This is a genomic window from Streptomyces sparsus (assembly GCF_054776295.1).
On sequence record NZ_BAAHCA010000162.1, the window covers coordinates 1 to 7,547 of the forward strand.

General features: G+C 71.8%; 4 protein-coding genes and 1 pseudogene. All 5 read left to right on the forward strand.

All coding sequences use genetic code 11. From position 1 onward, the window contains the following. The first annotated feature begins 290 nt into the window (after positions 1 to 290). Complete coding sequence (locus tag ACYVE9_RS10785) at positions 291 to 1,526, forward strand: PP2C family protein-serine/threonine phosphatase (RefSeq protein WP_461027557.1); 1,236 nt, start codon at positions 291 to 293, stop codon at positions 1,524 to 1,526. Between the two features lie 1,053 nt (positions 1,527 to 2,579). Then, positions 2,580 to 4,058: a sugar transferase gene (locus ACYVE9_RS10790; protein ID WP_461027558.1), complete on the forward strand. Its 1,479-nt coding sequence runs from the start codon at positions 2,580 to 2,582 to the stop codon at positions 4,056 to 4,058. Positions 4,059 to 4,131: 73 nt separating this feature from the next. Further along, a complete protein-coding gene (locus tag ACYVE9_RS10795) occupies positions 4,132 to 5,448 on the forward strand; it encodes a nucleotide sugar dehydrogenase (RefSeq protein ID WP_461027559.1) in 1,317 nt (438 codons plus the stop codon). Further along, positions 5,438 to 6,702, forward strand: a pseudogene (locus ACYVE9_RS10800) (glycosyltransferase family 4 protein). Before ACYVE9_RS10795 ends, ACYVE9_RS10800 begins: the two are co-directional and overlap by 11 nt. Continuing rightward, positions 6,699 to 7,547: Wzz/FepE/Etk N-terminal domain-containing protein (locus ACYVE9_RS10805; protein WP_461027560.1), on the forward strand; the 849-nt coding region annotated here is incomplete at its 3' end. The pseudogene ACYVE9_RS10800 and the gene ACYVE9_RS10805, both read left to right, overlap by 4 nt.

Below are 7,547 nucleotides of genomic sequence, written 5' to 3' on the forward strand. Positions count from 1 at the left end.
CGCCGCGAACCGGCGGGCGGCCGGCCGCGGGTCGCCGGCGTCCCCCACGGCGGCGGGTTCCCGGCTGTCCACGGACGGGAACGGCGGCCCGGCAGGTGCGTCCGTCCAGGGGCCCTGTGGTGCAATGGCACCTGCCCGGTGCGGGGTTCGACGCCGGTCCCTCGTGTTACTCGGGAGGGAGCCGGAGCACCAGCGAGAAGTGAGGAGTCAACGTGACCGTGCGCGGGTCTGCCGGGGAGAGCGAACCGAGCACAGGTGGTGTCGGGAACACGCGCGGCCGGGGCGGGACGATGACCTTGGGCAAGACGCTGGCGGCGGCGGAGTCCGCGGCTCCCGTCGAGTCGCTCGACGTGGTCGCGGACATGCTCAGGGAGCACCTCGGAGCCGCCTCGGTGTCGTTCCTCATCACCGACTTCACCGGCGGCGCGGTCGTCCGGCTGGGGGCGGCGGGCAGCGTCGACACCGAGGAACCGGCCCGGCGCATCACGCTGCGGGGCACGTTGTACGACGACGTGATACGCAGTCAGCGGCCGAGCGTGGAGGACAAGGGCGACGGCGCACTCGTGCGGATCGTCGCCCCGGTGACCAACCGCGGGGACGCCATCGGGCTCCTCGAACTGTTCCTGCCCACGGCGCCGGACGCGGAGGTGATGGGGGAGATCACGGAAACCGCGCACGCCCTGGCCTACATCGTCATCGCGAACCGGTCCTTCACCGACGTGTACCAGTGGGGGCGCCGCACCACCCCGCTGAGTCTGGCCGCGGAGATCCAGCACCGGTTGCTCCCGGCGTCGCTGGCGTGCGAGGCGGCGCAGTTCGCGGTGGCGGGGGCGCTGGAGCCGGCCGACCACGTCGGGGGTGACACCTTCGACTACGTGATCGACCGGGACACCGTCCAGCTCTCCGTCACCGACGCCATGGGGCACGGAGTGGAGGCCTCGCTGCTGGCCACCCTCCTGGTGGGCGCCCTGCGCCGGGCACGGCGCGCCGGTGCCGACCTGGCCGAGCAGGCCCGCCAGGCGGACCAGGCCATGCGCGAGCACGGTCGCCAGAGCTACGTGACCGGCCAGCTGCTGCGCATCAGCCTGATCGACGGCAGGACCGAGTTCGTCAACGCCGGACACCCCTGGCCGCTGCGCATGCGGGACGGACAGGTGCAGGAGATCACCCCGGCCGTCGACATGCCGTTCGGCTTCGACACCCCTCACACCTACCAGGTGCAGACGCTGGACCTGCGGCCGGGCGACCGGTTGGTGATGCTGACCGACGGCATGCTGGAACGCAACGCCAGCCGCCTGGACCTGTCCGACCTGATCGTGCGCACCCGCGCGTTGCACCCCCGCGAGGCCGCCCGCGCCCTCATCGCGGCGATCGTCGACGCCAACGACGGCCACCTGGAGGACGACGCGACCGTCACGTGCCTGGACTGGCACGGTGTCGGCCACTCCCGGCGGGACGCCGACGCCGGAGCCGACCTCACCGACGCCTCCGCGCCGTCCCGGACGGGTCGGGCCACTCCTGGGTGAGGAGACGAGGGGGTGCTCTCCGAACGTCCCGTCCGGGTCGCGGACCGCGGCTCGGACGCCCTTGCCCGCCGGCACCGGCACCGCGAGTGGCGCGAAGTGGTGCGTCGTCGGAAGGGTGCTTCACCGCTGGCCGAAAGATGATCCCCGTATCCGGAGGCCCCTTTTCCGCTTTTCTCGCCAGGCCCTGCGAGTCGCTGGTCGCCGAACGGACGTCATAAACGGTTGATCAGCTTCCTCTTTTCCGCAATTCCCTTTCCAGGCCCCTTTCCTCGCGCTTCCAGTGCCACACGTTCTGTTCCGCAACCTCTCCACCAGCACCTTGAGCGGAATCACGGCATTCACCCGAGCACCGAGGCGCCGCGTACACCCACGGACATGCCGGCGAAACACGTGACGATCACCTCGTGTACCTCGCCGTCCGGATCGTTCGCCCGCCGGCCTCGGGGCTCCCGTTGCGGCACCACGGAGTGCGCGGCAGCGGAGAATGATGGCCAACAGGGCTTCCTGGCAAGCCTGTTGCAGCGTTCCGAACCACTGTCACGCGGGGCTCAGGGGTTGCCGGGGCGCACGCCGGCGTCAGTGCGCGCCCGTAGGCGGAGACCGATCGATGGACCAGATCCGGCCTGAAAATCCCGAGTACGAAAATTGCACACATCCCCTCTACACAACGGCCCCCGATGGTCTAGATTGACCGTGCTTCAGCGGTCGGACACAAGACGGCCGACATCGGTCCACAGATCAGGCGCTACCGAAAGCCAGCAGTCGCGTCCCCGCCGCAGGCCGAGGGGATGATCAATTCGCGGGGCCCGGGAAAGGGCCTAGGGTGCGGGGAGCACCCGGGGTTCCGACGCGCTGCCGCGCACCTCGAAAGTCCGGCAGTACGCACGATTCTGCCGCCGCCGGGGCGGGTTGTTCACGTGGCTCGGCAACAGCCGGAACGCCGTACGGGGGCGGGGGCCTCCCGAGAGGGGGAACAGTGCGGGGGCGGGGGGCCGCCCAGGGCACGGACAGTGATGGGCGAGCACGTCGAGCCACTGGGAACCGGGGGGTTCTGTGCGGCATGGGGGGTTGGTCAGCCCGCTTCCGCCGGCGCGCGGGCGTCTGGCGAGCGGGGACGTCAGCAGACCCGCGGTCGACTGGGAGCAGCGGTACCGCCGTACCGTGATCACCAGCGACACGGTGGCCACCGCCTTGGTGGTGGCGGCGATCGGCGGCTTCTTCGGAGCCCGGGACGCGGCCGACTGGCATGAGAAGTGGGGCATTCTCGCCTTCGGCACCGAGCTGCTGGTGCTGGGGTCGCTCGCGGTGAGCCGGTCGTGGGCTCCGGCCGTGCTCGGCCAGGGCGCCGAGGAGTTCCGCCGGCTCGGACGCTCGCTGTTCACGGCGACCGTCGTACTGGCACTCGGCGGTATCGCCCTCACCTCGCGCAACATCAAGCTCTGGATCTTCGTCGCGATCCCCGCGATCGCGCTGGTCGCCATGACCGCGCGGTACCTGCTGCGTCTGTGGCTGCACAGGCAGCGGAACGAAGGGCGGTGCCTGCGCCCGGTGCTCGCTGCCGGGAGCCCGGCCACCGTGCGCGACCTGGTCGCCCGCACCCGCAGGTTTCCCCACCTCGGTTGGCGGGTGGACGCGGTGTGCACGCCGGACGGTCTCGGGCTCGCCGGTGGCCACCTGGACGGCGTGCCGGTCGTCGGCCGGCTGGCGGACGTCGCCGACCACGTCAATCGCGACGGCTACCGTGTCGTCGCGATCACCCCGGACCCGCACTGGTCACCGGACCGCCTCCAGCGGCTGGCCTGGAACATCGAGGGCAGCGACGCCGAGATGGTCGTGGCTCCCGTGCTGATGGAGGTGGCCGGGCCGCGGCTGCACGTCGACGCGGTGCTCGGGATACCGCTGCTGAAGGTCAGCATGCCGACCTTCTCCGGGGGCCGCCGGGTGGTCAAGGAGGTCGTCGACCGGGTGGGCGCGGCGATCCTGCTGGCGCTGTTCGCGCCGCTGATGGTGTTCGTCGGGCTGCTCGTACTGGTGGACAGCCGGGGCGGGGCCCTGTACCGCCAGCGCAGGGTCGGCAAGGACGGTCGCGAGTTCACCATTCTCAAGTTCCGCACCATGGTCGCCGGGGCCGACCGGGCACGTGCCGAGCTGGCCGACCGCAACGAGGGCGCCGGCCTGCTGTTCAAGCTCCGGCGGGACCCGCGGGTGACGCGGGTGGGCGCGGTGCTGCGCCGGTACTCGATCGACGAGCTCCCGCAGCTGCTCAACGTGCTCACCGGGTCGATGTCGCTCGTCGGCCCGCGGCCTCCGTTACCGGAGGAGTCCGCCGCCTACGGCCCGGACATCCGGCGGCGGCTGCTGGTCAAGCCCGGACTCACCGGCCTGTGGCAGATCAGCGGACGGAGCGACCTGTCGTGGGCGGAGGCGGTCCGGCTGGACCTGCGGTACGTGGAGGACTGGTCGCTCGCCCTGGACGCGGTGATCCTGTGGAAGACGCTGCGTGCCGTTCTCCACGGCCAGGGGGCCTACTGATGTGCGGGGGTCGGTTTGCGGCCGGCGTGCGGAACGCGGGCCGGAAGGCCTGCTCGGCGGGGAGGAACGCGTCATGAGGGTCAGCGTTTTCGGGCTCGGCTACGTGGGCTGCGTGTCGGCCGCGTGCCTGGCCAGCATGGGCCACGAGGTCGTCGGGGTGGACGTGAACCAGGTGAAGGTCGACCTGGTCAACAGCGGCAGGGCCCCGGTGGTCGAGGAGCGGATCGGCGAGCTGATCGCCGAGGTCGTGCACAGCGGGGCGTTACGGGCCACCGGCGACGTCCGCGAGGCGATAGCGGGCAGCGAGCTGTCGCTGGTCTGCGTGGGCACGCCGTCGGAGCCCAACGGCAGCCTGTGCACCACCTACCTGGAGCGGGTGACCGAGCAGATCGGCGCCGCGCTGGCCGAGCGGGGTGGGCGGCACACCGTCGTGTTCCGCAGCACCATGCTGCCGGGCACCTGCCTGAACCTGCTCCTGCCGATCCTGGAGAAGCACGTCGGCGGCACGGCCGGCATGGACCTGGGGGTCGCGGTCAACCCGGAGTTCCTGCGCGAGGGCACAAGCGTGCGGGACTTCTTCGACCCGCCCAAGACCGTCGTCGGGGAGCTCGACCCGGCGAGCGGTGACGCGGTGGTGGCCTTGTACGAGGGCTTGCCCGGTGAGGTGTTCCGGGTGCCGGTACCGACGGCTGAGGCGATCAAGTACGCGGACAACGCGTTCCACGGCCTCAAGATCGGCTTCGCGAACGAACTGGGCGCGGTGTGCCGGGCGCTCGGCGTGGACTCGCACCAGGTGATGGACGTGTTCCTGGCCGACCGCAAGCTGAACATCAGCCCCGCCTATCTGCGTCCCGGCTTCGCCTTCGGTGGCTCCTGCCTGCCCAAGGACCTGCGCAGCCTGGTCCACGCGGCGCAGCGGGCCGACGTGTCGGTGCCCATCCTCGCCCACGTCCTGCCCTCCAACTCCGACCATCTGCAACGCGCGGTGGAATTGGTCGAGCGCACCGGCAAGCGCCGGGCGGGCCTGTTCGGGCTGTCCTTCAAACCCGGCACCGACGACCTCCGCGAGAGCCCGCTCGTCGAGCTGGCGGAGCGGCTCTTCGGCAAGGGGTACGACCTGCGGATCTACGACGCCAACGTGAGCCTCTCCCGGCTGCTCGGCGCGAACCGCGAGTACATCGAGACCCGGCTGCCGCACCTCGCGCAACTGCTCGCGAACTCCGTCGAGGAGGTGCTTGAACACGCCGACGTGTGCCTGGTCGGGACGAGGGATCCGGCCGTGCTGTCGGCCCTCCCCCATGGCGACGGCACGGTGATCGTCGACCTTGTCCACCTTCCCGACGCCGAGGCGCGGCGGGCCGAACCGGGGTACGTGGGCCTTGCCTGGTGAAACGATCAGCGGCGACCGGCCGGGCCGGCGCGCGCTGCTCCTGGTGGAGAACCTGTCGGTGCCGTTCGACCGGCGGGTGTGGCAGGAGTGCACGACGCTGCGCGACGCGGGCTGGGAGGTGCACGTCGTCTGCCCCCGGGGCGGTAAGCGGGACACGGAGGCGGAGGCGGAGATCGACGGCGTGCGGATCCACCGCTACCCGCTGCGGGCGGCCACCGGAGGGCCGGCCGGCTATCTGCGGGAGTACGGGGCGGCGCTGTGGCACACGGTCCGGCTGGCCCGGAAGGTCGGCCCGGTCGACGTGGTCCACGCCTGCAACCCGCCCGACCTGCTGTTCCTTCCGGCGCTGTGGCTGAAGCGGCGCGGAGCACGGTTCGTCTTCGACCAGCACGACCTGGTGCCCGAGCTGTACCTCTCCCGGTTCGACCGCGGCGAGGACCTGCTCTACCGCGCCGTGTGCGCGCTGGAACGGCTGACCTACCGGGCCGCGGACGTCGTGCTCGCCACGAACGAGAGCTACCGGGACGTCGCGGTGCGGCGTGGCGGCCGACGGCCGGCGGACGTCTTCGTGGTGCGCAGCGCTCCCGACGTCGACCGGTTCCACCCCGTACCGCCCGAGCCGGAGCTGAAGGCCGGCCGGCCCCACCTGCTGTGCTACCTCGGCGTCATGGGCCCGCAGGACGGCGTCGACTACGCCCTGCGGTCCCTCGCCAAGCTGCGCGACGAGTTCGGACGGACTGACTGGCACGCGGTGTTCGTCGGCGCCGGCGACACCTTCGACGCGATGGTGGAGCTGTCCCGGCAGCTCGGGCTCTCCGAGCAGGTGCGGTTCACCGGGCGCATTCCGGACGCCGAGCTGGTGCGCTACCTGTCCACCGCGGACGTGTGCCTCTCCCCCGACCCGCACAACCCGCTCAACGACGTGTCGACCATGAACAAGGTCCTGGAGTACATGGTGATGGGCCGGCCGATCGTCTCGTTCGACCTGCGCGAGGCGCGGGTCTCCGCCGGTGACGCCGCCGTCTACGCGCCCGCCAACAACGAGGCCGGGTTCGCCGAGCTGATCGCGCTGCTGCTGGACGATCCGGAGCGGCGGGCCCGGATGGGCAGGATCGGCCAGGAGCGGATCAGCGGGCCGCTCTCCTGGAAGAACTCACAAGCGTCGCTGCTCGCCGCCTATGCCGCTGCCTGTCGTGCGCCGCTCCGGCGCCGGCGGGCGCCCCGTACCGGGCAGCGAGGGGGCCGCACCGTTGAGCGATGACCTGATACGCCTGGCCACGATCGGGCGGCTCATCCGTCGGCGCCGGCGACTTCTCACCGTTCTCGCCGTGGTGGGCGCGCTCGTCGGGTACGGCACCTCGCTCCTGGTCCCGCCGCGCTACACGACGTCGGCGTCGGTGCTGCTTCCGGGGGCGTGGCAGGAGCGCGAGCTGCTGACCCAGGCGGAGATCGCGACCAGTTCGATGGTGGTCGACCGGGCGGCTGACGCGCTCGGCTGGACCGGGGTCGGCGGCAGCGAACTGCGGGACCGGGTGAGCGCCGAGGCCACCGACGGGAACATCGTCAGGATCACGGGCACGGCCGACACCCCCGAGCGCGCACAGCAGCTCTCCGACGAGATGGTCCAGCAGTTCGCCGCGTTCTCCGCGCGGATCGGGGGTGACGACGCCGGTCCCGAAGCGGGGCGGCCCGAGGCGCTGCGGCAGACGGTGCTGCGGACCAGCCGCCGCATCACCGAGCTGGCCGACGCGGCCGATCCGGGGCGGACCGTGGAGAGCGTGCAGACCCGCACCGAACTCGCGAAGCTGCGCACCGCGCTGCAGGAGGCCGTCAGGAAGCTGGACGAGGCCGACCCGGCCGCCGGCAAGGCCGGCACGGTCGTCATGGGGCCCGCGGCCCGGCCGGAAGGCGGGACACCGCCGACGAGGACGCAGCTCGTCGTCGCCGGGGCCCTGTCGTTCTTCCTGTTCGCGGTCATCGGCCAGCTCACCGCCGCACGGGTGGGTCGCCGGCCGCGCACCGAAGCGGAGATCGCCGCGGCACTGGGCACGACGCTGCTGGGAACCGTCGACGTGCCCGGTGAGCGTGCCGCGGACCGG

Coding starts and splice junctions, on each gene's coding strand:
- ACYVE9_RS10785 (WP_461027557.1), top strand. CDS start 291: ATGACCTTGGGCAAGACGCTGGCGGCGGCGGAGTCCGCGGCTCCCGTC.
- ACYVE9_RS10795 (WP_461027559.1), top strand. CDS start 4,132: ATGAGGGTCAGCGTTTTCGGGCTCGGCTACGTGGGCTGCGTGTCGGCC.